Consider the following 21,202-nt stretch of genomic DNA (forward strand, 5'->3'; position numbering starts at 1 on the left):
GCCCCAACACCGCCAGGCGCCGCCGCCCGGAGTCACCATGCACGACCGCCTCGCCTCGCTCTATCCCCAGCACCTCGCCACCCTGCGCGAACGTGCCGACAAGGCGCTAGCCCTGGGCGGCGGGTTCGATCACCTGGTGATCGCCGCGGGCACACCGCTGCGCAAGTTCCTCGACGACCAGGACTACCCCTTCGTCGCCAATCCGCATTTCCGCCACTGGCTGCCGCTGACGGACACCCCGGGTAGCTGGATCGTCTATACGCCAGGCCAGAAGCCCAAGCTGATCTTCCTGCAGCCCAAGGATTACTGGCACGTCGTGCCGGCTGCCCCAAGCGGCTACTGGGTGGAACATTTCGATATCGAGATCGTGCGCGAAGCGACCGATGCCGTAGCCCTGCTGCCGGACGCCAAGACCCGTCGGGCCATCCTCGGACCCGAGTGTCCGACCGTGCCGGGCGCCGAAGCGAACAACCCGCAGGCCGTGCTCGACTACCTGCACTGGCATCGCTCCTACAAGACGCCTTACGAACTGGAACTGATGCGCGAAGCAAGCCGCATCGGCGCGCGTGCCCATCACGCGGCGGAGCAGGCGTTCCGTGCCGGCGAAAGCGAGTTCGGCATCCACCTGGCGTATCTCACCGCCGCACGGCAGAACGATGCCGAGCTGCCTTATGCAAGCATCGTGGGCCTCAATGAGCACGGCGCGGTGCTGCACTACACGCACTTCGATCGCAAGCCGCCCGCTGAAAGCCGCTCTTTCCTGATCGATGCCGGCGCCAGCGCCGCAGGTTACGCCAGCGACATCACGCGTACGTATGCAGCGAAAGGCCACGCCGAATTCCAGGCGCTGATCGACAGCGTCGACGCCGCGCAGCAGGGTTTTGCGGCGAAGGTACGTGCTGGCCAAAGCTATCCGGAACTGCATATCCACGCGCATCACGTGCTGGCCGAGGTTTTGCGCGAGCACGGCATCGTGCGCATGAGTGCCGAAAGCGCGGTGGCGTCGGGCGTCACCTCCACCTTCTTCCCGCATGGCCTGGGTCACCCCATCGGCCTGCAGGTGCACGATGTCGCCGGTTTTCAGGCGTCCGAAACGGGAGGCACGATTGCCCGCCCGCAGGGCCATCCCTATCTGCGCATGACGCGTGTGCTCGAAGCAGGCATGGTGGTCACCATCGAGCCCGGCCTGTACTTCATCGACATGCTGCTGGAGGAACTGCGCGCCAAGCCGGTCGCCAGCGAGATCGACTGGGGGCGCGTGGAGCGCTTCCGTCCCTATGGCGGCATCCGCATCGAAGACGACGTGGTCTGCACCGAGGGCGACGCAGAGAACCTGACCCGCGATGCGTTCGCGCAAATCGCCTGAAGCGTTCGTCGGTTTCCAGGGCCCGCCACACCACGGCGGGCCCTAGGTAGAAACACCCGCCCGAGCCGCCGTCCACGGGCTGTGACGCAGCGCCCCAGCGGCGATCCGCCACTGCGGCAACCCTCCGCACGACAGCTTCACATCGGTTGCGTATGCTCGCCTCAAGGTACAGCTAGGGGCTTGCTGCATGTCCATGCCGTCCGCCGAGCCGGCCATGCCGGTGTCGGCTCCTGTTGACTTGCCGAAGCCACCGCTGCGGCGCCTGGCGCGCAAGTTGATCGTGCTGGTGCTCGCCAAGATCGTGTTCATTTCCCTGGTCTGGTGGGCGGTCGCCGCATATTACGCACGCCCCGATACCCGTCCCGCCGCGATCGAGCATCTGCTCGCGCCGGCGCCCTCTTCTTCCTCATCGCAAGCAGGCAACCCATGATCATCGATCCCGAGGTCGTCACGCTCTCACGCCTGCAGTTCGCGCTGACTGCGCTCTATCACTTCCTGTTCGTACCGCTCACGCTCGGCATCGTGTGGATCCTGGCCATCATGGAGGCCGTCTACGTGATGACCGGACGCGAAGTCTGGAAGCGCATGGTGCAGTTCTGGGGCGTGCTGTTCGGCATCAACTTCGCCATGGGCGTCGCCACCGGCGTGACCATGGAATTCCAGTTCGGCATGAACTGGGCGTATTACGCGCACTACGTGGGCGACGTGTTCGGCACGCCGCTGGCCATCGAGGGACTGATGGCGTTCTTCCTCGAAGCGACCCTGGTCGGCCTGTTCTTCATGGGCTGGGACCGCATGTCGCGCGTGGCGCATCTGCTCACCACCTGGTTCCTCGCGTTCGCCACCAACCTCTCCGCGCTGTGGATCCTGATCGCCAACGGCTGGATGCAGAACCCGGTGGGCTCGGCGTTCAACGTGCAGACCATGCGCATGGAAGTGACTTCCTTCAGCGAAGTGATGTTCAACCCGGTGGCGCAGGCCAAGTTCGTGCACACGGTGAGTGCGGGCTATGTGATCGGGTCGATGTTCGTACTCTCGATCAGCGCGTGGTATCTGCTGCGCGGTCGCAACACCGACTTCGCCAAGCGCTCGATGACGGTGGCCGCAAGTTTTGGCCTCGCTGCGGCGCTTTCCGTGGTGGTGCTGGGCGATGAATCTGGTTACGCCGTGTCGGAAAACCAGAAGATGAAGATGGCCGCGATCGAGGCCATGTGGGAAACCGAACCGGCGCCGGCCTCGTTCACCCTGTTTGGCCTGCCGGACGTTGAGAACCAGACCACCCATTACGCACTGCGTATTCCGTGGGTGATGGGCTTGATCGGCACGCGCTCGATCGACAAACCGATACCCGGCATCGCCAACCTGGTGGAAGACACCAAGGGACGCATCAACACCGGCATCCAGGCGTACGACGCGATGCTGGTCTTGCGCGACGACAAGAACAACGCGCAGGCCCAGGCCATCCTCGCGGCGCATGACAAGGACATGGGCTACGCCCTGCTGCTCAAGCGCTTCATGGACGATCCGCGCAAGGCCACGCCGGCGGATATCCAGAAGGCGGCGGACAGCACCATCCCGAATGTGCCGGTGTTGTTCTGGTCGTTCCGCATCATGGTGGGCCTGGGTTTCTATTTCATCCTGCTGTTCTCCTTCTCGTTCTGGCAGGCTAGCAAGCGCCAGCTCGACAAGCGCCGCTGGTATCTCAAGCTCGCGCTGTGGAGCTTGCCGCTGCCGTGGATTTCCACCGAGCTGGGCTGGATCGTGGCCGAATACGGGCGCCAACCTTGGGCCATCGAAGGCGTGCTGCCGACTGCGCTGGGCGTGTCCAGCGTCACCACCGGGCAGGTGTGGACGTCGCTGGGCGGCTTCGTGCTGTTCTACAGCGTGCTGGCCGTCATCGATGCCGTGCTGATGGTGAAGTACGCGAAGAAGGGACCGGACGGCCTTGGCTTGTGGCCATCTTCCGAACCGGTGCCCCCCATCACCAACGTTGCCGCCCACGCAGGCGCCTGAGGAGAACATCATGTTCGACTACGAAACGCTACGCGTGATCTGGTGGGCCTTGCTCGGCGTCCTGCTGATCGGCTTCGCCATCATGGATGGCTTTGACTTCGGCGTCGCCGCGCTGCTGCGTGTGCTGGGCAAGACCGAAGACGAACGACTGGTGATGCTGGAAACCATCGAGCCCACCTGGGAAGGCAACCAGGTGTGGTTCGTGTTGGGCGGCGGCGCGGCGTTCGCGGCCTGGCCGCAGCTGTACGCGGTGTCGTTCTCCGGCATGTACCTGGCGATCTTCCTGGTCCTGCTCGCCCTGATCCTGCGGCCGGTGGGCTTCAACTTTCGCGGGAAGGTGCACGATCCGCGCTGGCGTACGCTGTGGGATGGCGTGCTGACGGCGTCGGGCATCGTGGTGATGCTGATTTCTGGCGTGGCCTTCGGCAATCTGTTCCTCGGTGCGCCGTTCCAGTTCGACAACGACTTGCGCATGAGTTGGCATGGCAGCTTCTTCGAGCTGCTGCACCCCTTCGCGCTGATGGCCGGTCTCGTCTCGCTGAGCATGCTGCTGGCGCACGGTGCCTGCTGGACGGCCTACAAGGCCGACCATGTCGTGGCTGATCGTGCCGTGCGCGTCGCGCGCTGGGCCACGCTGGCCTATGTGGTGGTCTATGTCGCCGCCGGCATCTGGCTCGCCTACGGCGTGGCGGGTTACGCGATCGTGGGTCCGGTGGTGACCGATGGCGTGTCAAACCCTCTGTACAAGCAGGTGGCGCACGGCAGCAGCTGGTTTGCCAGCTACCTGGAGCACCCCTCGTTCTGGCTTGCACCCGTGGTCGCTTTCGCCGGTGCCATCGGGGTGCAGCTCACGGTCGGCAAGAAGGGACTGGGCGGCTTCCTGTGCAGCAGCCTGATGGTGGCGGGCACGATCCTGTCCGCGGGCTTCGCACTGTTTCCGTTCCTGCTGCCCTCGCGACTGGATCCGCGTTCCAGCCTGACGGTGTGGGATGCATCGTCCAGCAAGGGCACGCTGGGCCTGATGCTGGCGATGACGGTGATCTTCATGCCGCTGATCATCATCTACACCAGCTGGGTGTACCACGTGGTGCGCGGCCGCGTCACGCTGGAGCACGTACGCCATTCCGGCAGCAATTACTGAGAGAGGAACGACGCCATGTGGTATTTCTCCTGGATGCTCGGCCTCGGCCTTGCCTGCGCGTTCGGCATCCTCAATGCGATGTGGTACGAGGTGCATGCGGACGATGAGGCGCACGAGCGCAAGGAGCCGCGTCCGGCCGCCAAGTGAGGCGACCATTCTTTTTGTGGGAGCGCACCCTGTGCGCGACTGTCGCGGCCTGCAAGCTTGACGCAGTCGCGCACAGGGTGCGCTCCCACAGGGATAGGTCGGCTATCGCGAGGCCAGCAAGGCCTCGATCTCATCCGCATCCTTGGGCACGTCGCGGGTCAGCACGTCATTGCCTTCCTTGACCACCGCCACATCGTCTTCGATGCGGATGCCGATGCCGCGCCAGCGCTCGGCCACGGTGAAGTCGCCCGGCGGCACATAGATGCCCGGCTCCACTGTCACCACCATGCCGGGCTCGAGCACGCGGGGCTCGCCATCCACGCGATAGTCGCCCACGTCGTGCACGTCCAGGCCCAGCCAGTGGCCGGTCTTGGCGGGGAAGAAACGCTTGTAACTGCCCTCGGCGATGGCGTCGTCGGCCGTGCCCTTGAGCAGGCCCAGCGCGCACAGGCCTTCGCTGATCACCCGCACGGCGGCTTCGTGCGCGGCATTGAAGGCGCGCCCCGGCAGCACTTCGTCGATCGCTGCCAGCTGCGCCGCCAGCACGACTTCGTACAGGGCCCGCTGCTCTCGGCTGTAGCGGCCGCTGATCGGAAAGGTGCGGGTGATGTCGGAGGCATAGCAGTCCACTTCGGCGCCCGCATCCACCAGCAAGAGGTCGCCATCGCGCAACACGGCGCGGTTGGCGGTGTAGTGCATCACGCAGGCATTGGCGCCACTGGCGACGATGGGCGGAAACGCGGGGACCGCGCCGTGACGGCGCATCACGCGGAGGATTTCCGCTTCCACTTCGTATTCATGGCGCCCCGCGATGGCCGCGTGCATCGCCGCCCGGTGCGCCTCGGCCGCGATGGTGGCGGACGAGCGCATCAGCTTCAGCTCGCCACGCGATTTGTACAGACGCAAATCGTGCAGCAGATGCCCCAGCGCGACGAATTCCTTCGGTACCACGCCGCCGCCGCGCAGCTGGCGCAGGCGACGCATCCAGCCCAGCAGATGGGCATCGAACTCCGGCTCGCGGCCAAAATGGCAGTACACGCGCGCCCTGCCCTCGATCATGCCGGGCAGGATGTCGTCGATGTCGTCGATGGGAAACGCGTCGTCCATGCCGTGCTCGCTGACGGCGCGGTCGGTACCGATGGACTCGCCGTGCCAGCGCTCATGTTCGGCGTCGCGCTCACGGCAAAACAGCACGGCCTCCCCATGCTTGCGGCCAGGCATCAGGGCGAGCACGGCTTCGGGCTCGGGGAAACCCGAGAGGTAGTGCAGGTCCGAGTCCTGCCGGTACGGCCAGTTGGCGTCCGCGTTGCGCACGCGCTCGGGGGCGGCAGCGACCAGCACCACCGCGTCCTCGCCCGCCATGCGCATCAGCTGGCGGCGGCGACGGGCGTATTCGTCGGACGACATGGTCAATGCACGGTGTCGCTGTTCGGGCCCCGGTTGGAGCATTCGGCGAACAACAGCATGGCGCCCAGGCGCACGAATTCATGCACTTCGATCAGCGAATCCTCGTCCTCGGCTTCATCGCCGAACTCGAACGACGAGGCCGCGATGGTGCCCAGGTCCTTGAGGATTTCCTGCGCCTCTTCGGACAACTTGCTGTGCGTTTCCGCACCGGCCAGGCCGAAGCCGCCGAGAAACCCGCGACACCAGTCGACCAGGGCGTCGGCCCGTTCGGTCAACGGCCGATCGTCCGCCGGCAACATCGGCTCGAAGCCCAGTTCCGGATCGGCCAGTTCGGCCTGGGTCTGCTTGAGCAGGCGATCGAGCACGGCCTGGTCGCCAGCCGACGGGGTGGCCGCTTCGGCATCCAGGTGCAAGGCTTCGACCAGCGACTGCCTGCCGATCCGGCCGCCTCCCGCCAGGAATCCACATAGCGAGCCATGCAAGCCACTGGCGTCTTCGGCCAGTTGCAGACGGGCGGCGGCAGCGTCCAGTTCGTCGTAGCCGATCAGCTCGTTGGCGGTCATGGCGTGGTTCCTCTTAAGACAAGCTCGCAGTTTAATGCACTGGTTCCGGAAACGTTGCCGAGCCTGCTGTTTTGATCAGGCCTCCTGTTATAGTTCCGGCCCATGAGCGCGCCCGATTCCGTCAAGCCAGATCCTGTCAAGCACGAGCTTGCCGCCCTCGGCGAGCAGGTCGATCGCCTGATCGACGCGGTACGCCGTCTGACGGAAGAAAACCGCAGCCTGCGTCACAGCCAGGAACAACTGGCCAGCGAGCGGGCCGGCCTGATGGCGCGCAACGAACAGGCGCGCAGCCGCGTCGAAGCAATGATCCAGCGACTGAAGGCGCTTGAGAGCAATGGCTGAGAGCAACGTGGGTACCGCCGCCAACGAACCGGTCGCCCTGCGGCTGGTGGATCGCGAATTCCTGATCGCCTGCGCGCCGGAAGAGCGCGAAGGCCTGCTGGAATCGGCCGCCTACCTCGATCGCAAGATGCGCGAATTGCGTGCCAACGCCAAGGCGCCGGGCTTCGATCGCCTTGCCGTGCTTGCCGCGATCAGCGTCACCCATGAGTTCCTCGCGCTGCGCAAGCAGCACACTGGCTCTGATCAGAGCGTGACTGACGGTATTACTGCACTGCGTCGCAAGCTTGAAGCGGCGCTAGACGTCCACATAAAATAGTCACGGCGTTATCTGCGGTGTGCGCCAGCACACTCTTACATTTGCCTTGTTCCTAAATACGGCCCCGGGTCGGCTTTTCATCGGTTGTTGTGCATGTCCGCCGCGTGCGGAAAGCCTCGAGACCATGTCGCCCTCCCACCTGATCCATCGTGGATCAAGGTCGTTCGGTGGGCAGCGGCATCGCGGTTAACGCCACCTATTCCTTCACTTACGGCGCCCCTGGGCGCCGTAAGTTCAAAAGGCCACTCGCTCGCACCGCAGGAGACGCGACCGTGGACGCCAATGCCCAGCGACGCGAACTACGCCGGCAACTGGCCGATCAGCGCCGCGCCCTGGCGCCGGCCCAGCGCATCGCCGCCGCCCAGGGACTGCGCCGCAGCCTCGACCAGCTGCCCGAATACCTCACCGATGCCCGCGTGGCCGGTTATTGGGCCTGCGACGGCGAGCTGCCGCTGAATCTGATCATGCCGCCGCTGGCCACGCGGGGACAGCAATTCCTGCTGCCGGTGATCGGCCCGAATCATCAGTTACGGTTTGCGCCGTGGCAGTCGGGGCAGGACGTTCAGCCCAATCGCTATGGCATTCCTGAACCCGCCGAGCCGAGCGAACTGCTGGAGCCCTTCCAGCTCGACCTGGTGCTGCTGCCGCTGACCGCCTTCGATCGTCGCGGCAACCGGCTGGGCACGGGTGGCGGCTACTACGACCGCGCCTTTGCCTTCCTCAACGAACAGGTGCGCCCCACCGAGCCGCTGCTGGTTGGCATCGCTTATGCGTTCCAGGAATTGCCGCAGATCGACGAAGAACCGTGGGACGTGCCACTGGATTTCATCGCCACCGATCGCGAACTGATCGACTGCCACGCCACGCGCGAAGATGGAGAAGCGCACGCATGAGTAAGACCACCCAGTACTGGCTGATGAAGTCGGAGCCGGACGCCTTTTCCATCGACGATCTCAAGCGCAAGGGCCAGGAACACTGGGACGGCGTGCGCAACTACCAGGCGCGCAACTTCATGCGCGACGGCATGCGCGTGGGCGACAAGGTTTTCTTCTATCACTCCAACTGCGCGGAACCCGGCATCGTCGGCGTTGCCGAAGTTGCCACGGATGCCTACCCCGATCCGAGCCAGTTCGATCCCAAGAGCAAGTATTTCGATGCCGGCAGTTCGCGCGACAATCCGCGCTGGATGCTGGTGGACGTGAAGTTCGTCAAGAAGTTCAAGCACACCATCACGCTCAAGCAGCTGCAGGCCGACCCCGCACTCGCCGACATGGCGCTGGTGCGCAAAGGCAACCGACTCTCCGTCATGCCGGTGGGCGCCGAGGAATGGCGCCATATCCTGACGATGGAATAACGCTTACCCCTTATCGGATCCACACTCATGAGCGCCAACGAAAAACGCCAGGCCGGCGAAGCCGCCATCCGCTACGTCGAAAACGGAGCCATCGTCGGCGTCGGCACCGGCTCCACGGTGGCCTTCTTCATCGATGCCCTTGCCGACCTCAAGGACCGCATCGAAGGCGCGGTCTCCAGCTCCGAGCAGTCCACCGCGCATCTCAAGCGTCTGGGCATCCCGGTGCTCGACCTCAACGCGACCGGCCCGCTGAACCTTTACGTGGACGGCGCCGACGAATGCGACACCCATAAACGCCTCATCAAGGGCGGCGGCGCTGCGCTCACCCGCGAGAAGATCATCGCGGAGGCCAGCGCCAAGTTCGTCTGCATCATCGATTCGAGCAAGCAGGTGCAGTTGCTGGGCAAGTTCCCGCTGCCGATCGAAGTGATTCCGATGGCGCGCAGCCTGGTCGGTCGGGAGATCGTCAAGCGCGGCGGTACGCCGGTGTGGCGCGACGGCGTGCTTACCGATAACGGCAACTGGGTGATCGACGTGCACGGCTGGCAGATTGCCGATCCGGTGGGGCTGGAGAACGACCTCAACCAGATTCCGGGGATCGTGACCGTCGGACTCTTTGCGCGCAGGGCGGCGGATGTTGTGTTGGTGGGTGACCGGGTGATTTAGCAGGCGGCGCCAGGCACACGCGCGGTCACGAACGCCGGCCCCTGGGTCGGCGTTCTTTTTTTGGCTGTCCGCCCCACCTCGTCAGAGTGAACCCGCACCGGTGGGGAGTGTCTGCCCATCGCGGGCGATGTAGAACTGCAAGTCCGGGCGCGCGCCTGCCACCGATACTGGCTGGTAATGGGCCAGGATGTAGCGATAGATATCCGGGTGCGTGGCTGAATAGGCCAGGTCAGAGCGTCCGTCCAACTGGACGGACGAGACGATCACCAGCGCCGGAGGATGCGCCATCAACCTCGCTATTTCGCCCTTCTGAAAGGACTGATTGCGCGGAAAGAGGGGATAGATCTCCCATAGAGGACTCTTCTCGCCGAGTGCGGCGCTCAGACCGGGTGTCAGAGGCACGGAAAGCACCGAACCGTGTACGAGCCCGTAGGTCTCTCGCGCATGCTGGACGGACGCCAGGAAGTTGGCCGTATCGGCCTCCACTTTCAGCCGATCTCCACCGATGGTGATGTTCTGCCAATCGGCGCCGTAGTGATACTGGACACGCGGATGAATCTGGGCAGCGCCCGCGATGCAGAAAAGCGCAAGTACCGACGGCCACAGCAGCCTGGCCCGCCAACCGTTGCCGAGCGCCACGCCCGGCCATGTCAGCGCCATCAACAAGGCCGGCATGAGTGCCTGCGCCAGATGACCCGCATCCGCCCTGGAAAAAGCCACGTTCATATAGGGAATGGCGACGAGCACGGCTGCCACGAAGATCGGGTGGCGGCGCACGGAGCCCTGCACCGCCCTGCGGGCGATCCAAGCAACACCCAGAGCGACGCATGCCGGCAGAGCAAGAAAAAACAGGCTGACGGCAAACGGCTGCAGCTGGAACGTGGCGAGGGAAAAATGCCACGGCCACGGCGTCGGGATCGGCAGATTGGTTCCCTTGTATTCGATCAGGATGAACTTCAGCGCGCCGATGGACGCCACGGCATATCCCGGAACGAACAGGGCAAAGCAGATCACGGGGAGATAGCCGATGACGACGCCCGCTGCCCATGCGGCAGGATCGCGTATCCAGTTCACATCCCGCCGGCAATCGACGAGCAGCACCAGGAATACCAGGGCGCTGATCACCAGCGCATAGGCGCCGTGATTCTGCCCGATCAGCGCCGCGGCGCCGGTGGCGATGCCAAGCCAGAACCAACGACGAGTGCACGGACGGGCAATCACCCGGGCGACCACCGCCACCAGCACGATCGAGATCACAATGTCGAAGATCTTGTGTCGCGGCGCCATCCAGATGCCAATCAGCACGGCAGGCATAAGCAGCCATGGCCAACGCCTTTCGTTCCAAGCCTTGGCTACCAGTGAAACGGCCAAAGAGAGTCCCAGCACCGCCCACAGCGCAAGGCTGGCGCGCAGGGCCAGAATCCCGTGATCATGGAAAAGGCCAAGCACACCGGCCGAGAGGTAGTAGCGCCCAATCTCGTAGCTCATGAAGTCACGAACGGGCACCTCACCGATGAGGACGCGCTGCACGCCGTACCAGAGGTACCCCTCATCGCCCAGGAATGAACCAAAGCGTCGGTCGAACAGGAAAATGAGCAGCACCACCAGCGTGCCCAGCGCACAGGGTGCCACCTTCAAACCACCGAGGGGTCGGCCAGGCGGCATGGCGTCACCCATGTCGGACGTTCTGCCCGGGCAGGTTCATGGAGACATCAGCCATGGGCGGACAATATTTGCTGTGCACTCTCGAGGACATGTTCCAGATGCTCTTCCAGGCCTAGCCAAAGGGGCATGCGCACCAGGCGCTCGCTGATTGAATCGGTCACCGCCAGTTCGCCACTGTGCCTGCCATATCGCCTGCCCGCAGGTGAAGAATGCAGCGCGAGATAATGAAACACCGACTGGACACCGCGCTCCTTCATGGCAGCGATGAACGCGCTGCGGCGCTCAAGATCTGGCAGGAGGAGATAGTAGATGTGTGCGTTGTGCGTGCATGAATCTGGGATCTGCGGTGCAGTCACGTCCCTCACCGACAACCCGCTGAACCATGCCTGGTAGCGATTCCAAAGCGCGACGCGCTTTTGCGTGATGGCATCGGCCATCTCCAGCTGCGCGTAGAGAAACGCCGCCAGGATTTCGCTGGGCAGATAGGATGAGCCGACATCCACCCATGTGTATTTGTCCACCTGTCCGCGGAAAAAGCGACTGCGGTTGGTGCCCTTTTCCCGAATGATCTCGGCTCGCTCGACAAAACGAGGATCATTGACCAGCAAGGCGCCGCCTTCGCCACAGATGATGTTCTTCGTCTCGTGAAAACTCAGCGCTGCGAGGTGACCGATGCTGCCCAACGGCCGTCCCTTGTATTCGGACAAGATGCCTTGGGCGGCATCTTCGACGACCCACAAGCCGTGCCGCTCGGCGATGTCCATGATGGCGTCCATCTCGCAGCCCACGCCCGCGTAGTGCACGACGCAAATGGCGCGGGTACGCGATGTGATGGCGGCCTCGATAAGCGCCTCGTCGATATTGAGCGTATCTGGCCGGATGTCGACGAAGACGGGAACGGCTCCGCGCAGGACAAACGCGTTCGCCGTCGACACGAACGTGAAGGACGGCATGATCACTTCATCGCCAGGCTGCAGGTCGAGCAACAGTGCAGCCATTTCAAGCGCGGCCGTGCACGAATGGGTCAGCAATGCCTTCCTGCAACCGGTCCGCTGCTCGAGCCATTCGTGACAGCGCCTGGTGAACAGGCCATCGCCGGACAACTGCCGATTGCCGTAGGCATCTGCGATGTATCCAAGCTCGCCGCCGGTCATATAAGGCTTGTTGAAGGGAATCATGGACTATCCCTGGCTGGAGATGGCGATGCCAAGAACAATGAGTACAAGACCCACTGCCTTCGGCCAGGTGAACAACTCACCGAACAGCGGCACAGCCGCAATGCCCACGAGAATGAAATTGAGCGCCATGAATGGGTAGGCCTTGCTCAGCTGGAGCCGCGTGACAGCCACCATCCAGCACAACGAAGCGAGAAAAGCCGCAAGCAGCCCGCTGAGCACCCAGGCGTTCATGAGCATGCGCAGAATGTATTGGAACTGCCCCGCGATCAGCGGATACCTGACCATGACGAGACCGGCCTGCCATTTGATGACCAGTTGCCCATAAACGGTAAAGAGTATGGTCAATGCGATACAGAGATAGGCCATGAAATTACCCACGCCAGCCCCAGGTGAAATAGCTGGCCTGGGGACCGGTATTGAAGAGAAGGTCAAGAATGGAAACGGCGTGCTCGAAGGGCGGATACAGCTGCGGGTACACCGGGTAAGACGGGTAGTCGTGATAGCTCAGCGTGATGCCAGCCGCTTCGAACTGCAGCGGATCGATATAGTTTCGAGCTGATGGACCGGATATGTAGTGCGATGCACCGGCATGCTGGAGGATGCTGATGAGGCGATCCTGTCGCTTCCCCTCCGCGGGGAACTCCCGGGAGTCCCGAATTACGGTCTTGATGCCGAGGCATTCCGTCGCGATACGGCGAATGAGACCCTGGTTCAATGCCGATAACGAAGTCCAATCCCGTTCGAGATAGACCTCAGCGAAGAACGCCTCGTAATCCTTGAAAAACGGCGCTTTGCCGTAGTTGTGGCGGATGCTCGCCCAGTGCTTGCGCTGCCACGTCGAATCCTTGATCTCCACTTCGTGAATCAGCTGGTCGGTGCGATTGCCCACCGGAATGGTCAACCATTGCGGACCGTTGGCCGTCTTGATCCGGTTGCGCGTGCGCCAATCCCGCGTGGTGAATTGCACGTCATCAAGAAAAATGAATGTATCTACTTCGTGGATCAGGTCGAAGTAGCCCTTCCACGGGATATAGCTTGATTGAATGATGGCTGCGCGCATGGGTCTTCAGGTCACGAATCGAGAGGATTGCCGCAAACCACCGTCAGGGCACGCAGGTCCGCGCAAGTCCATACGCGCGCCTCCACCTGCGGGTAGAACTGGCGCAGCAGTTCATTGTTGACCTGATGTCGACCGCCCGGACGGCAAAGCAGGAGACACGCATCGAATCGCGCGTTCACGGCGCCAATGGCGTCGCGCGCGACGTTGTCGCCGACCATGAGCAGCGTATCGGGCGGGAGTTGGAGGGCTTCTGCAACAGCGAGGAAACCGCCGGCGTGCGGTTTTTCTGCTCCCTGCTCCCGGGTGAACACCACTGCGTCGAAAAGTCCGTGCAACTCCGGCAACGTCGCCAGCTTGGCGCGCTGAGAGGCAGGCGGGTTATCGGTCAGCAGGCCCAGACGATAGCCGGTGGCACGAAGCGAGGTCAGGACATCGATCACCTCGGGAAATAGCCACGCCTTTTCCGGCGCTCCCGCACGATAGGCCTCAAGCAAGCGGTCATGGAACGCGCTCAGCGCCAGTCGCTCGGCCAGCAGGTCGATCAGTCGATCGTGATGCCCCTCCTCGACGATGGCATAAGTCTCGCGCAGCAACGCCTCTGGCGATACCAGCTGGGAAAGCGCGGGTGCGGCGGCGCGCATCTTGTCCATCATCCAACGCTTGTGGTCGATCAGCGTGTCGTCGAGATCGAACACCACGCCCTTCCAGCGGCGGCTGCCAGGAAGCGGCATGCTCTTTTGCTGCAGCGATCGAACGGTTCGCACTGGCGTTCGCGATGCGGCAGCCGGCTCCCCTGCCAGGAAGCCCACGAGGTTGTTGCCTTCCGCGGCGGCATGACAGCTCGACGTTCCATGGCGCGGATTGATATCTGAAACGTAGAACGTATCGTCGTCGAGGCGAAGGATCTGCAGGTTGAACAATCCGCGCCCGCCCTGCTGCCCCATCCACCGGGCGACCTCGGCTGCGATCGCTTCCACGCGGCCGTCGCTGACCGAGTCGCTGATTACCGCAAAGCCGCCTGAGACCCTGACGCGTTTTCGCAGCGTGAGTGGCGACACCTCGGCGCGGAAACCGATGGCAAGGTCGACGGAAAATTCTTCGAAGCTGTCCAGGTACGGAACCCAGCAATGGGTGCGATTGAGGCGCTCGAAATCAAGCGCCGCAAGCTCCTCTTGCGTGCGAACCACCATCGTGTCGCGCCCTCCCCAGCCATCGCGGAGCTTGCCGTAGAGCGGAAGCGCGGCCCTCGCCGACAGCGTCATCGGTTGCTGCGCTGGAATAGCCGCCTCCAGCAACGCCTCATAACAGCGCTGCTTGTCCAGCAGGACGTCAAGCAGTGCCGCGTCGCACACACACAATCGCGCGCCAGCTGCTTCGACACGTTCGCGCAACGATGCCAGCAATTTGAGAACGATATTGGAGCAAGGCAGCACGAGGTCAACGCGCTCCTTGCGAATGACCGCATCGAGGAAGGCGGCAAAACGCTCCGCCTGCGCGATGGGTGGGGCCACGAGATACAGGTCGGCGAACGTGCGGCCGAGGTTGTCGGCGACGGTGTCGAGCACAATCACCCGGGCCTGCGGCACGGCGCGGATGGTCTGCGCCAGCGATTCGCCCTGGAAGCCGCCTCCGGCTACGGCCAGAACCGTCAGGGGCATGGGCGGGCTTCGACGAAAATGCCGTTGCAGATATCAGGTAGCGCGAACCCTATTTCGTTCATCGCGTCCCGGATCCGGGTGTCGAGGTTCAGTGCGGTGAGTTGTCCCGTGGTGAACGGCTTGAACATGAGGCCGGCACGGTCGACGACCTGCAGGCCGTGTTCGCCGATCAGCGCTTCCAGTTGCGCGGGATCGAAATAGCGGCGGTGTCCCAGTGCGCGGTCAGCGTCGCTAAGCGAATGAAGATTGTCCATCAGGCCGGCCTGGTGACCGATCAGGCGATGCATCGAGTAGGCGTTCGGCACGGCGATCATCATGCGCCCACCGGGTGCCAGGAATTGGCGGAAGCGGCTCAACACTACGCCTGGATCGACGACATGCTCCAGGATGAAACCCATCTCGATGACGTCGAATCGCTCATCGGTATTGAAATCCTCGAAATAGGAATGCACCAGCTCCACCTGCGGCGGCGGCATCAATTCCTGATTGAACAACTCGATGATCTCGGTGGAACCCTCGACGATGAGATACCTGGCCAGACGATCGCCCAGCGCATCCAGCAAGCCTTTGACGACGTAACGATGGCCAACGCCAAGGCTTAGTAGCCGGAGCTCTTTCATCTCCTTTGTGCGACGCAAGATCTGCTCCAGCGTGGCTTTAAGCAGAAGAATATTGTCGTCGTAGTAAGTGAAACCGGAGACGTAGGCGTCGCGATCCTGCTCAATGTTCATGGTCGGCCGTGCTCACTCGATGTTCTTGATGATGTAGATGGGACGACCCTGCGTCTGCACGAAAATGCGCGCGACGTACGTGCCGATGACCCCAAGGCTCAACATGATCACGCCAAACATGCCGGTCAGTATCGCGACGATCGATGGAAAACCCGAGAGTGTGCTGGCGGGATGGAGCAGCTTGTTGACCACGATAAAGGTGGCGTGGGCGACCGAGAAGCCCAGTGCCACGCTGCCTACCCACAGGCTGGCGTAGAGTGGTCGCGCAGAGAACGAGGTGACGGCCTGGACCAGTAACCTCAATCGCTTGGCGAAGGTATACGTCGATGCCCCCTTGCGCTGCGTTTTGACCACAGGGACGCCGATCTGCGTGTAACCGGCCCACGCCATCATGCCGCCGAGAAAGATATTGCGATCGCCCAGGGAGAGCAGTGCATCGACGTAGCGGCGCGACATCAATCGCTCGGTCACCATGTCCTCGTGTACGCGCGTATCGCTCATGGCGTTGAACAAGCGCCAGAACAGGCTGCCGCCCTTGCGCTCGATGGCACCACCCTTGCGGGCTTCCTGATAGCCGAACACCACGTCCGCGTGTTGTTGAAGGCGCTTTTCCCACAACGGGACAAGGAAGGAGGGATTTACTTCAAGGTCGCAGTCAGTGATGTAGACAACCTCCCCCCTCGCCTGCTGCATACCGGCAATCATTGCCTGGTGGTGACCGAAGTTTCGACTGAGTTCGACGATGCGCAATTGCGGATGGGATGCACGCAATCCCTTGAGCAGTTCCACCGATTCGTCCGGTGAACCGTCATCGACGCAGACGATCTCGTAGCGGGCGACCCCCACGGACGCAGCGGCGTGCCTGCAGGCCTCAAGGAACTGTTCGAGGTAAGGCGCGGAACGGTACAGGGTCGTGACAATGCTGAGCTCGTACGACGCAGGCTGTCCGATGATGGCTGGGTTGTCACAATGGCTCATCGGCCCCTCGCGGTAGGTGGAGCGCGCAGACCAGGCTTGAATCCGTGATCCAGGAATGAGATCCGCAGCACCGGGTACGCACCCGGGCAGCTGTAGTCCTTCGGCGCATTATTACGCAATGGAAACATGCTGTGATGGGTAAGGGAACCCACCTGAGACCTAATCAGAGGATTTCTCAATCGCCATGACTACCCTTGGCGACAGCGACGTCCGGCAGTCGCAGGCTGCCATTTCCGTAGGCTATGCTTGAAAGAGGGGGCCGCCCGGGGAAGGGCCGGCTTGATTTGTGCTTGAGTGCACCAAGGGGAAAACCAGTTGAAAAACGTCGCCATCAAAGTCGTGGCAGGTCTAGCGCTGTCTGCCATTCTCACCTCAACCGCGGCAGCCGACAGCGTGCAGGGCCCGGTACTGCGCCCAAGCACCAACGCCAACCGCAACGCCCGCATTTCCTGGCAGCACGTCGTCGATGACATCAACGGGGACGGCACGTCCGACCTGCTCTGGGTCAATCCTGCGGGCAACCAATTCGCCTACTGGACCCTGCAAGACAACGGGTTCTCGCTGACGCGCAGCGGATACAAGACTTACAACGTCACGCCGGGCTACGTGATCAATGCCGTCGGCGATTTCAACGGCGACGGCAAGGCTGACCTGATGTGGACCAGCCCGGCCAACGACCTTTATCTATGGACCAGCACGGGCAACGCTTTTTCGTCCACCTACCTTGGCACCTATCCCGCCGGCTGGAAGCTGATCGGCGCCGGCGACGTGAACGGAGATGGCACCGACGACCTGCTCTGGTCGAACCCGGACACCTGTCAATTCGGCTACTGGCTGATGAAGAATGGCCAGCGCATTGGCATGTCCACCTACAACGTCAACTGCGCGTACCACGTCGCCGGCGTTGGGTACTTTCGCTCGCCCGACAAGCTGGATCTGGTGTGGACCAGCGATGCGAACGACGTCTACCTGTGGCGCAACAATGGCACTGCCTTCACCTCGTACTTCGTCGGCAACCTGCCTGCCGGTTACCACATTGCCGGGGTCAGCAACGGCCTGGGCACGGGAGGCGACATGGATCTGGTGCTCATCGACAGCGACACCGGCCAGATGCAGGTGTGGACATGGCAAGTGCAGACCGACGCCAACGGCAATCCCATCGGCACGACATTCACTGCCGATGCCAACCTGTCGAGCACAGTACCTGCCGACGACCACATCAACTTTGCCACGACTGCCTACGCCAGCCCCAACTGGACCTCGTTCGTCTGGTCCAATTCCACGGGGAACGCCGTCAATTCCACCGACAACCCCGGCTTCCTCACCATCTTTCCGGTCCGTGGCTTTGGTGAAGGTGGCAACTTCACCTACCCTGCGGGCTGGCAGATCCTCGGCGCGCAGAACTGATCGACGCAGGCAGCCAGGACGTCTTCAAAGAGAGCGGGCGCCCCAGGGCGCCCGTTTTTTTCGCGAGTTCGAAACGCTCATGCAGGCCCAAAAAACAAAAAGGCCCCGCCGAAGCGGAGCCTTGATGTTGGCTGGGAGACTAGGATTCGAACCTAGATAAACGGAGTCAGAGTCCGTTGTCCTACCGTTAGACGATCTCCCAAAACCCTGCGGAGCGGTGCGCTCTGACTTGGTGCACCGAACCGTCGAAGCAACTCTCCGAGGAGAATTAACGCTTCGAGAACTGGGTAGCGCGGCGGGCCTTATGCAGACCGACCTTCTTGCGCTCGACCTCGCGGGCGTCGCGGGTCACGAAGCCAGCCTTGCGGAGCTGGGACTTCAGGCTTTCGTCGTACTCGATCAGGGCGCGAGCGATGCCGAGGCGGATCGCACCGGCCTGGCCGGTGATGCCGCCGCCGGCGACGGTCACGTTGACGTCAAACTTGTCGGTCGCTTCGATCAGCTCAAGCGGCTGACGCACGATCATGCGCGAGGTTTCACGACCGAAGAACTGGTCGAGAGTCTTGCCGTTGACCGTGATCGCGCCACTGCCCTTGCGCAGGAACACGCGAGCGGCGGAGGTCTTGCGGCGGCCGGTGCCGTAGTTCTGCTGGATCGCCATAATGATTCCTTAGAGTTCCAGCGCCTGCGGCTGCTGAGCGGTATGCGGATGTTCGGCACCGCCGTACACCTTGAGCTTGCGGTACATCGCGCGGCCGAGCGGATTCTTCGGCAGCATGCCCTTGACGGCGATTTCGATGACGCGCTCCGGATGCGTGGCGAGCAGGTCCTTCAGACTCATGGTCTTGAGGTTGCCGACGTAACCGGTGAAACGGTGGTACATCTTGTCGTCCAGCTTGGCACCCGTGACGGCCACCTTCTCAGCGTTGACCACGACGATGTAATCGCCGGTGTCGACGTGCGGGGTGAATTCCGGCTTGTGCTTGCCACGCAGACGGCGGGCGATCTCGGTCGACAGACGACCGAGCGTCTTGTCCGTGGCGTCAATCACGAACCAATCGCGCTTGACGCTTTCCGGCTTGGCGCTGAACGTTTTCATTTCAGAATACCTAGTCTGCCGCCTCGAGGGCGGTTCACATAATCGGTGGAACAAAGGCGCGAGATGATAACGGAGTTTTCATCAATCGCGCAAGCCCACCGACCGGTGGGATGCGAGCTGGCAATGATAGCATGACCAGCATGGCGCTTGAAAAGCCCCCACACACTCGAAAACAGAAGATCGCCTCGCTTGCCGACCAGTGCGTGCAGTGCGGCCTGTGCCTACCCACCTGTCCCACCTACGGTCTGGACGGCAATGAAGCGGAGTCCCCGCGTGGCCGTATCGCCATTGCGGCGGCGCTGGCGCGGGGCGATGCGGAGCCGACAGAGGCCCTGCGCATCCACCTGGACCACTGCCTGGGCTGTCTCAATTGCCAGCGCGTGTGCCCGGCCAACGTCAAATACGACGAACTGCTGGTGGAAACCCGGGCGCTGATCGGCCCGTCGCCTCGGCGCCCCAAGCAATTGCTGGCCATGCTCAAGCAGCCGAGCCTGCTGCGACTGGCGGCTCGCGTGGGCGGATCCACCGGCCTGGCGCACTGGAAACAGCGTCTTGCCGACCGCCTGCCGGCCACCTCGGCATGGCGCTCCGCATTGGAAACCTGGTCCGAGCCGGCGCATGTGGCCGCCCCGCCAGTGCCCAAGAACCAGCACGCCGACCAGCCCGCCGTGGCGCTCTTTCCAGGCTGCGTGGCCAGCGTTGAAGACGAAGCCGCCGAGCGCGCCGCGATAACCCTGCTGCAGGCGGCGGGTTATCGGGTGGAACGCCTGCCCGCCTTCTGCTGTGGCGCGATGGACCTGCACGGCGGCGACATGGACACCGCCGATCGCCTGGCCGAACGCGTGCGCGACAGCTGGCAACGCTCGGGCGCCACGCAGCTGATCAGTGTGACGCCCGGCTGCCTGGGCACCTTGCGCCGCGCGCTGCCCGACGTCACCGTGAGCGATCCGGTCACGCTGCTGGCGGAGCGCCGGGATCGGCTCGTCTTCCGCCCGCTGGAACGCCGCGTCGCCGTGCATCTTCCCTGCACGCAGCTCAATGTGGCGCGCAGCGAATCAGCCCTGCAGGACCTGCTGCGGCAGGTGCCGTCGCTCGATCTGGCGATGTTGCCGCGTCCGCCGCACTGCTGTGGTGCGGCCGGATCGCACATGCTGGAGTTTCCCGAGCGTGCGGCGCGTCTGCGCGAGGGCGTGCTTGGACAAATCGCCCGCTTGGCACCCCAGCAGCTGTTGTCGTCCAATATCGGCTGTCGCCTGCATCTGGCTGCGGGCATGGATAAGCAAGGCGAGCAGTGGCCGACCATGCATCCGCTGACCCTGCTCGCGCAGCAACTGGAGATTTCGCCATGAACGCACGCACGCTCTCCCCGCTCGACCGCCTGCTGTCCGGCATCGAACGCGCGCTGGAAACCGTGTCCGGCGCACCGGAAGCCGGACGCCCCTCGCCGGCCGATGCCTATGACGAAGCGGACATGGACGATGCCGAGCGCCGTCACGCCGCTGGCCTGATGCGCATCAACCACACCGGCGAAGTCTGCGCGCAGGCGCTTTACGACGGGCAGGCCGCGCTGGCCCGCAACGAGGACATCCGCGAACACCTGCAGCACGCCGCCGCCGAGGAAACCGACCACCTGGCCTGGTGCGCCGATCGCCTGAAGGAACTGGACAGCCGCCCCAGCCTGTTCAACCCGCTGTGGTACGCCGGCAGCTATGCCATCGGCGCCCTCGCGGCGCTGGCCGGCGATCCGGTGAGCCTGGGCTTTGTGGTGGAAACGGAACGACAGGTGGAGGCGCATCTCGAGGAACATCTCGACAAGCTGCCACCCCAGGACGAGCGCTCGCGCGCCGTGCTGTCGCAGATGCAGGCCGATGAGATCCGCCATGCGCACAACGCGCGCGAGCGCGGCGGCATCGATCTGCCGTTCCCGATACCCGGCGTGATGCATGTGACGTCGATGGTGATGAAGGCGGTGGCGTATCGGGTTTGAATGGCCGCCCTTGTGGGAGCGCACCCTGTGCGCGACTGCCACGCTTGAGGGGTACCGCTCCGTAGGCTTGTCGCGCACAGGGTGCGCTCCCACAAATACGGAGCAGCGACGCCGCCTCAGAAAA

Annotated in this window: 24 protein-coding genes, 1 tRNA gene and 1 other RNA gene; 14 read left to right on the forward strand and 12 right to left on the reverse strand. The window is 63.2% G+C overall.

Translation table 11 applies throughout. From position 1 onward, the window contains the following. The first annotated feature begins 37 nt into the window (after positions 1-37). The 5 genes from pepQ to cydX all read left to right on the forward strand — a co-directional run bounded on the left by pepQ (position 38) and on the right by cydX (position 4,667). Entirely contained in the window at positions 38-1,366 is a 1,329-nt protein-coding gene (gene pepQ, locus Y882_RS14235) for a Xaa-Pro dipeptidase (RefSeq protein ID WP_046972608.1), read from the forward strand. A gap of 187 nt (positions 1,367-1,553) precedes the next feature. Beyond that, positions 1,554-1,796 carry a hypothetical protein gene (locus tag Y882_RS14240; protein ID WP_052950025.1) on the forward strand — a complete coding sequence of 81 codons (243 nt, stop codon included), beginning with the start codon at positions 1,554-1,556 and terminating at the stop codon, positions 1,794-1,796. Then, entirely contained in the window at positions 1,793-3,379 is a 1,587-nt protein-coding gene (locus tag Y882_RS14245; RefSeq protein WP_046972609.1) for a cytochrome ubiquinol oxidase subunit I, read from the forward strand. Before Y882_RS14240 ends, Y882_RS14245 begins: the two co-directional genes overlap by 4 nt. A 10-nt stretch (positions 3,380-3,389) precedes the next feature. Further along, positions 3,390-4,520, forward strand: a complete 1,131-nt coding sequence (cydB, locus tag Y882_RS14250) for a cytochrome d ubiquinol oxidase subunit II (protein WP_046972610.1) — start codon at positions 3,390-3,392, stop codon at positions 4,518-4,520. A gap of 15 nt (positions 4,521-4,535) precedes the next feature. Next, positions 4,536-4,667, forward strand: coding sequence for a cytochrome bd-I oxidase subunit CydX (gene cydX, locus Y882_RS14255; protein WP_046972611.1), 132 nt, complete (start codon positions 4,536-4,538; stop codon positions 4,665-4,667). Between the two features lie 102 nt (positions 4,668-4,769). On the opposite strand, the gene Y882_RS14260 is transcribed toward cydX, so the two are convergent. Further along, a complete protein-coding gene (locus tag Y882_RS14260) occupies positions 4,770-6,074 on the reverse strand; it encodes an aminopeptidase P N-terminal domain-containing protein (protein ID WP_156171485.1) in 1,305 nt (434 codons plus the stop codon). 2 nt (positions 6,075-6,076) lie between these two features. Beyond that, complete coding sequence (locus Y882_RS14265) at positions 6,077-6,637, reverse strand: UPF0149 family protein (protein ID WP_046972613.1); 561 nt, start codon at positions 6,635-6,637, stop codon at positions 6,077-6,079. A 102-nt stretch (positions 6,638-6,739) separates the two neighbouring features. Between Y882_RS14265 and Y882_RS14270 the strand changes: the two genes are divergently transcribed. The 6 genes from Y882_RS14270 (at position 6,740) to rpiA (ending at position 9,315) form a co-directional block, all read left to right on the forward strand. Next, positions 6,740-6,979, forward strand: coding sequence for a TIGR02449 family protein (locus Y882_RS14270; RefSeq protein WP_046972614.1), 240 nt, complete (start codon positions 6,740-6,742; stop codon positions 6,977-6,979). Further along, entirely contained in the window at positions 6,972-7,295 is a 324-nt protein-coding gene (locus Y882_RS14275) for a cell division protein ZapA (protein ID WP_046972615.1), read from the forward strand. Before Y882_RS14270 ends, Y882_RS14275 begins: the two co-directional genes overlap by 8 nt. A 6-nt stretch (positions 7,296-7,301) precedes the next feature. Continuing rightward, a non-coding RNA gene (gene ssrS / locus Y882_RS19365) (6S RNA) lies at positions 7,302-7,488 on the forward strand. Between the two features lie 79 nt (positions 7,489-7,567). Further along, positions 7,568-8,188, forward strand: coding sequence for a 5-formyltetrahydrofolate cyclo-ligase (locus tag Y882_RS14280; protein WP_046972616.1), 621 nt, complete (start codon positions 7,568-7,570; stop codon positions 8,186-8,188). Further along, on the forward strand, positions 8,185-8,649 hold the full coding sequence (locus Y882_RS14285; RefSeq protein WP_046972617.1) for an EVE domain-containing protein: 465 nt from the start codon (positions 8,185-8,187) through the stop codon (positions 8,647-8,649). Before Y882_RS14280 ends, Y882_RS14285 begins: the two co-directional genes overlap by 4 nt. A 27-nt stretch (positions 8,650-8,676) precedes the next feature. Then, positions 8,677-9,315 (forward strand): ribose-5-phosphate isomerase RpiA, encoded by a 639-nt coding sequence (gene rpiA, locus Y882_RS14290; RefSeq protein ID WP_046972618.1) that lies wholly within the window; start codon positions 8,677-8,679, stop codon positions 9,313-9,315. An 81-nt stretch (positions 9,316-9,396) separates the two neighbouring features. Here rpiA and Y882_RS14295 read toward each other — a convergent pair whose 3' ends face one another. Genes Y882_RS14295 through Y882_RS14330 form a run of 7 tightly spaced genes read right to left on the reverse strand, consistent with a single transcriptional unit; the run spans position 9,397 to position 16,585 of the window. Next, positions 9,397-10,992 (reverse strand): hypothetical protein, encoded by a 1,596-nt coding sequence (locus Y882_RS14295; protein ID WP_046972619.1) that lies wholly within the window; start codon positions 10,990-10,992, stop codon positions 9,397-9,399. A 35-nt stretch (positions 10,993-11,027) separates the two neighbouring features. Next, the gene (gene rffA, locus Y882_RS14300) at positions 11,028-12,158 is read right to left on the reverse strand and encodes a dTDP-4-amino-4,6-dideoxygalactose transaminase (RefSeq protein WP_046972620.1); all 1,131 of its coding nucleotides are present in this window, start codon (positions 12,156-12,158) and stop codon (positions 11,028-11,030) included. Positions 12,159-12,161: 3 nt separating this feature from the next. After that, complete coding sequence (locus Y882_RS14305) at positions 12,162-12,524, reverse strand: EamA family transporter (protein WP_046972621.1); 363 nt, start codon at positions 12,522-12,524, stop codon at positions 12,162-12,164. 4 nt (positions 12,525-12,528) lie between these two features. Then, positions 12,529-13,218, reverse strand: coding sequence for a WbqC family protein (locus Y882_RS14310; protein ID WP_046972622.1), 690 nt, complete (start codon positions 13,216-13,218; stop codon positions 12,529-12,531). 11 nt (positions 13,219-13,229) lie between these two features. After that, positions 13,230-14,876 carry an HAD-IA family hydrolase gene (locus tag Y882_RS18965; RefSeq protein WP_052950027.1) on the reverse strand — a complete coding sequence of 549 codons (1,647 nt, stop codon included), beginning with the start codon at positions 14,874-14,876 and terminating at the stop codon, positions 13,230-13,232. Further along, entirely contained in the window at positions 14,867-15,607 is a 741-nt protein-coding gene (locus Y882_RS14325; protein WP_046972624.1) for a class I SAM-dependent methyltransferase, read from the reverse strand. Before Y882_RS14325 ends, Y882_RS18965 begins: the two co-directional genes overlap by 10 nt. A 12-nt stretch (positions 15,608-15,619) precedes the next feature. Next, a complete protein-coding gene (locus Y882_RS14330) occupies positions 15,620-16,585 on the reverse strand; it encodes a glycosyltransferase family 2 protein (protein WP_046972625.1) in 966 nt (321 codons plus the stop codon). Between the two features lie 315 nt (positions 16,586-16,900). On the opposite strand from Y882_RS14330, the gene Y882_RS14335 reads away from it, so the two are divergent. Continuing rightward, a complete protein-coding gene (locus tag Y882_RS14335) occupies positions 16,901-17,992 on the forward strand; it encodes an FG-GAP repeat domain-containing protein (RefSeq protein ID WP_046972626.1) in 1,092 nt (363 codons plus the stop codon). 128 nt (positions 17,993-18,120) lie between these two features. Here Y882_RS14335 and Y882_RS14340 read toward each other — a convergent pair. The 3 genes from Y882_RS14340 to rplM form a co-directional block, all read right to left on the reverse strand. Further along, positions 18,121-18,194, reverse strand: a tRNA-Gln gene (locus Y882_RS14340). A gap of 66 nt (positions 18,195-18,260) precedes the next feature. After that, positions 18,261-18,653 (reverse strand): 30S ribosomal protein S9, encoded by a 393-nt coding sequence (rpsI, locus tag Y882_RS14345; protein ID WP_046972627.1) that lies wholly within the window; start codon positions 18,651-18,653, stop codon positions 18,261-18,263. A 9-nt stretch (positions 18,654-18,662) separates the two neighbouring features. Then, positions 18,663-19,091: a 50S ribosomal protein L13 gene (gene rplM, locus Y882_RS14350; protein WP_046972628.1), complete on the reverse strand. Its 429-nt coding sequence runs from the start codon at positions 19,089-19,091 to the stop codon at positions 18,663-18,665. Positions 19,092-19,231: 140 nt separating this feature from the next. Between rplM and Y882_RS14355 the strand changes: the two genes are divergently transcribed. Both Y882_RS14355 and coq7 read left to right on the forward strand, forming a co-directional pair. After that, positions 19,232-20,440 carry a (Fe-S)-binding protein gene (locus tag Y882_RS14355; RefSeq protein ID WP_244466350.1) on the forward strand — a complete coding sequence of 403 codons (1,209 nt, stop codon included), beginning with the start codon at positions 19,232-19,234 and terminating at the stop codon, positions 20,438-20,440. Then, the gene (coq7, locus tag Y882_RS14360; RefSeq protein WP_046972630.1) at positions 20,437-21,078 is read left to right on the forward strand and encodes a 2-polyprenyl-3-methyl-6-methoxy-1,4-benzoquinone monooxygenase; all 642 of its coding nucleotides are present in this window, start codon (positions 20,437-20,439) and stop codon (positions 21,076-21,078) included. Before Y882_RS14355 ends, coq7 begins: the two co-directional genes overlap by 4 nt. Positions 21,079-21,202: the final 124 nt, after the last annotated feature.

The sequence above is a fragment of the Dyella japonica DSM 16301 genome (assembly GCF_001010355.1).
GTDB lineage: Bacteria > Pseudomonadota > Gammaproteobacteria > Xanthomonadales > Rhodanobacteraceae > Dyella > Dyella japonica.

What these genes read in the sequence shown, in the direction of transcription:
- pepQ (WP_046972608.1), top strand. Translation starts at nt 38, where the DNA reads ATGCACGACCGCCTCGCCTCGCTCTATCCCCAGCACCTCGCCACCCTG.
- Y882_RS14240 (WP_052950025.1), top strand. Translation starts at nt 1,554, where the DNA reads ATGTCCATGCCGTCCGCCGAGCCGGCCATGCCGGTGTCGGCTCCTGTT.
- Y882_RS14245 (WP_046972609.1), top strand. Translation starts at nt 1,793, where the DNA reads ATGATCATCGATCCCGAGGTCGTCACGCTCTCACGCCTGCAGTTCGCG.
- cydB (WP_046972610.1), top strand. Translation starts at nt 3,390, where the DNA reads ATGTTCGACTACGAAACGCTACGCGTGATCTGGTGGGCCTTGCTCGGC.
- cydX (WP_046972611.1), top strand. Translation starts at nt 4,536, where the DNA reads ATGTGGTATTTCTCCTGGATGCTCGGCCTCGGCCTTGCCTGCGCGTTC.
- Y882_RS14260 (WP_156171485.1), bottom strand. Translation starts at nt 6,074, where the DNA reads ATGTCGTCCGACGAATACGCCCGTCGCCGCCGCCAGCTGATGCGCATG.
- Y882_RS14265 (WP_046972613.1), bottom strand. Translation starts at nt 6,637, where the DNA reads ATGACCGCCAACGAGCTGATCGGCTACGACGAACTGGACGCTGCCGCC.
- Y882_RS14270 (WP_046972614.1), top strand. Translation starts at nt 6,740, where the DNA reads ATGAGCGCGCCCGATTCCGTCAAGCCAGATCCTGTCAAGCACGAGCTT.
- Y882_RS14275 (WP_046972615.1), top strand. Translation starts at nt 6,972, where the DNA reads ATGGCTGAGAGCAACGTGGGTACCGCCGCCAACGAACCGGTCGCCCTG.
- Y882_RS14285 (WP_046972617.1), top strand. Translation starts at nt 8,185, where the DNA reads ATGAGTAAGACCACCCAGTACTGGCTGATGAAGTCGGAGCCGGACGCC.
- rpiA (WP_046972618.1), top strand. Translation starts at nt 8,677, where the DNA reads ATGAGCGCCAACGAAAAACGCCAGGCCGGCGAAGCCGCCATCCGCTAC.
- Y882_RS14295 (WP_046972619.1), bottom strand. Translation starts at nt 10,992, where the DNA reads ATGGGTGACGCCATGCCGCCTGGCCGACCCCTCGGTGGTTTGAAGGTG.
- rffA (WP_046972620.1), bottom strand. Translation starts at nt 12,158, where the DNA reads ATGATTCCCTTCAACAAGCCTTATATGACCGGCGGCGAGCTTGGATAC.
- Y882_RS14305 (WP_046972621.1), bottom strand. Translation starts at nt 12,524, where the DNA reads ATGGCCTATCTCTGTATCGCATTGACCATACTCTTTACCGTTTATGGG.
- Y882_RS14310 (WP_046972622.1), bottom strand. Translation starts at nt 13,218, where the DNA reads ATGCGCGCAGCCATCATTCAATCAAGCTATATCCCGTGGAAGGGCTAC.
- Y882_RS18965 (WP_052950027.1), bottom strand. Translation starts at nt 14,876, where the DNA reads ATGCCCCTGACGGTTCTGGCCGTAGCCGGAGGCGGCTTCCAGGGCGAA.
- Y882_RS14325 (WP_046972624.1), bottom strand. Translation starts at nt 15,607, where the DNA reads ATGAACATTGAGCAGGATCGCGACGCCTACGTCTCCGGTTTCACTTAC.
- Y882_RS14330 (WP_046972625.1), bottom strand. Translation starts at nt 16,585, where the DNA reads ATGAGCCATTGTGACAACCCAGCCATCATCGGACAGCCTGCGTCGTAC.
- rpsI (WP_046972627.1), bottom strand. Translation starts at nt 18,653, where the DNA reads ATGGCGATCCAGCAGAACTACGGCACCGGCCGCCGCAAGACCTCCGCC.
- rplM (WP_046972628.1), bottom strand. Translation starts at nt 19,091, where the DNA reads ATGAAAACGTTCAGCGCCAAGCCGGAAAGCGTCAAGCGCGATTGGTTC.
- Y882_RS14355 (WP_244466350.1), top strand. Translation starts at nt 19,232, where the DNA reads ATGGCGCTTGAAAAGCCCCCACACACTCGAAAACAGAAGATCGCCTCG.
- coq7 (WP_046972630.1), top strand. Translation starts at nt 20,437, where the DNA reads ATGAACGCACGCACGCTCTCCCCGCTCGACCGCCTGCTGTCCGGCATC.